We start from the raw sequence: 3,109 nt of genomic DNA, 5'->3' as shown, positions 1-3,109 counted from the left end.
AAGCCAACTAAAAGAGAGAACTTATTCAAACAAATGAAACATTCAACGACCACACCGTATTTTGTCATGTTAATCGTAATGTTTGTATTTTCATTTGGTCTAGCAAATTTTCAGTCAACGATTGCTTTATATGTGGATAAAAAATATGCATTTACCCCAGGTGAAATTGCCGTATTAATTACAGCAGGCGGCTTTGTAGGTGTTATTGTTCAGACATTTGTCATCAATAAACTATTCGTGAAGTATGGCGAATTGAAAGTGATTCTAGTGAATCTACTTGTGTCTGCTCTTGCTATGATTTCCGTGCTATTTGTTGATGGTTTCTGGCCGATTTTGATTGTGTCGAGTGTATTCTTTACAGCCGCTTCATTGTTGAGACCTGCATTGAATACACTGATTTCGAAACAGGCTGGAACTGAACAAGGTTTTGCAGCAGGTATGAATAATGCTTATATGAGCTTAGGAAATATGGTCGGTCCGGCCTTGGCTGGAATTTTGTTCGACATCAACATGGACTTCCCTTATATGGCTGGCACGCTTATATTGATTGTTTGCTTCTTCATCGCTTCTCTTACCCAGCGAAAATCGGCAGTTGTCATTCAATAAATTGGTTCTGTTTAACGATATTGTTAATCAGTAAGGGAATCAGCTATAAATTCTACTCCCGTATCGCTGCGCTAGCTTCGTCGCAAAGACTTGTGCCAAACTATTTTTCTCCCTAATCTTTCCTACGGAAAAATGGATCGCCAAGACCCCGCAGCGAGGAGGCTTGGTAGTTTGTTCGCGGAAAGGGAGCAGATTCCCTCTTTTAATAGAACAGTGTCAGAATAATAAATAAGAAAAAGGTTGTTCCAGGAAGGCTTACCTTCCGAGAACAACCTTTTTCATTTATCATCTTGTAAAATTTGATATTCGAAGTAGGGTTCTTCTTGATTAGTGTCATCAAACCACTTCATTTCGATAAACTGAAATCCTGCTTTTTCGAGAATTTTAGTGGAACTGACATTGTGAGGATCAGCAGAGGCAAAAATCGTTTCCACGCCATCTGTTTGCTTCGCAATTTCGATGCATGCTACTGCTGCTTCTGTCGCATACCCCTTCCCCCAGCTCTCTTTAGAAAGATGATAAATCAATTCAACTTTTTCCAAGCCGCTCGCTACATTGAAACCAGCTGCTCCAATTACTTCACTGGTCTCTTTCTCGACCAGCGCATAAACAGAGAGCCCTTTTTTTTCATGGCATGCTTGATAGGACATTAGAACTTTCCCTAACATTTCATGTGGTGTAGGCGCCCCACAATGCACCATCACTTCGGCATTCCCCCAAAAATTCTTTGCCGCCTCTTCATCTTCAACCGAAAAAACCTTTAATTCCAATCGATCACTTTCATGGACGATCATTTTGTACTCCCCACTTTACCTTTAACGTTTCTTTTTCCCTTTCAGTAGTTGAGCAACATTCGTATCATTAGCTCGTGTAACGTTTTCAACTGTCGATTTTTTCAGATGAGAAGTCACTCCAGAAATCATACGCCAACCAAATCTTCTTAATGTGATATCAATGAAAAATAATAACATGGCGATTAGGATTAACCACTTTTGAATACTTTTACTTTCTGAGCTCTCAAATTGTATATCCCGCATCGCCTGTTCAGGACTGGTAATCACTTTTCCTCCTGTACGCTTGGCGACTTCCTCCATCAGCCCTTTATTAGGCGGCTGAATTTTGTATTCTTCACTGTAAGGAATTGAAATACCCGTCTGATACATGCTGTTTTGTTCATTTGATATTCTAAGGAAAATCAGCCCTGGATCCGCATCGAATGAAACACGGCTTTTACCAGGTGAAATCGGTTCAGACAGACTTTCGATTTCTTCACCCGCTTCGTTCACCGCTACAATATCCAGAAAGGACGATTGACCGGATGGATCCGTAACCGAATAGGAACCATCTTGGGATTTTCGGATATCGAATGGAACTTCGCTATAAGATGGTAGCAATCTTGATACCGCAGTGTTCCAGAAATTCCCCCACTCGCTGAAGCGTGCAAAGTCCCCACTCCATGCACCGGTTGAATCGGATGTGTACGCAATTGTTCTACCTAATCCATACATCCATTCCGCAATAACAGGATCTTCTTTCGTACTCTCAGCGACAACGGTCGCAGTTTGTTTCGCAGTCGTTGCAATATATGCATTTAGTTGTGGAACTCCATCCGAAAATAAACTAGTCCAGGCCGCATCGCCTCGGATAAWCGGATAAAAGGGATTGTCTTCAATATATGTCCTTGAAATCATCACGGTTTCCCGTGATAAAATGGCCGGAATCGTACTTTCATCACTGACATCATAGAAACGACCTGTGCCGAATTGTGCCAATTCTTCTAGCAACGTTCGGTCTGCATCTTGCCCAATGGCTATTGTTGATAAAGTAATGTTTTTATCCCCAAGACCTTCTGTAATCAGTTCTTCAAAGTCATTTTGAGTAGCAGATTGTCCATCCGTCAACAAAATGATATGTTTGCGCTGCAATTTCAAATCGGATAGTCGTTCATAAGCCAGTTCGAGACCTGGGTAAATCTCGGTACCCCCGCCTACAGAAACGGACAAGATTTTTTCAAGTGCTTCTTTTTTATCAGTCAGGGTTTTCGCTTCAATGATTTCCCACGGACGATCATCAAAAGCAATAAAGCCTAGTGTGTCGTCATCCCGCAATAATTCAACTGATCGTGCTGCTGCTTCTTTTGCCAGTTCAAATTTATTGCCAGACATACTACCCGAGCGGTCCATGACAATAATCAGTCCGAGGGAAGGCAATTGTTGCTTACCTTTCACTTCCATTTCAACGGGAAGCAATTTTTCTATCGGTGTTTTAAAATAGCCTCCCAGTCCATAACTATTATCTCCTCCGACCATCATAAAGCCGACACCGAAATTTTTTACCGCTTGTTCAATTACGGTCATTTTGGCTTCGCCTACTTGATAACCTGGAACATTGTCAAAAATAATAGCATCATACGCTAAATAATTCGACAAGTCGAATGGCAAGTCTGAAGCTTGAATTGCATCAACTTTTACCACTTGGTCATCGATATAGGATGGTATGGGGG

3 protein-coding genes are annotated in these 3,109 nt (G+C 41.4%); 1 reads left to right on the top strand and 2 read right to left on the bottom strand.

Annotated elements, in window-relative coordinates:
- Positions 1–606: MFS transporter (locus AC1DSB_RS17090; protein ID WP_477587187.1), on the top strand; the 606-nt coding region annotated here is incomplete at its 5' end.
- Between the two features lie 278 nt (positions 607–884).
- Here AC1DSB_RS17090 and AC1DSB_RS17085 read toward each other — a convergent pair.
- Both AC1DSB_RS17085 and AC1DSB_RS17080 read right to left on the bottom strand, forming a co-directional pair.
- A complete protein-coding gene (locus AC1DSB_RS17085) occupies positions 885–1,400 on the bottom strand; it encodes a GNAT family N-acetyltransferase (protein WP_477532066.1) in 516 nt (171 codons plus the stop codon).
- Between the two features lie 21 nt (positions 1,401–1,421).
- Positions 1,422–3,109: vWA domain-containing protein (locus tag AC1DSB_RS17080; protein ID WP_477587186.1), on the bottom strand; the 1,688-nt coding region annotated here is incomplete at its 5' end.

The organism is Paenisporosarcina sp. P4_E4_2 (assembly GCF_056401595.1).
This window is presented reverse-complemented; position numbering and strand designations above follow the sequence as displayed.

Bases quoted from the DNA above. Each gene is read 5' to 3' on its own strand.
- AC1DSB_RS17085 (WP_477532066.1), bottom strand. From the start codon at position 1,400: ATGATCGTCCATGAAAGTGATCGATTGGAATTAAAGGTTTTTTCGGTT.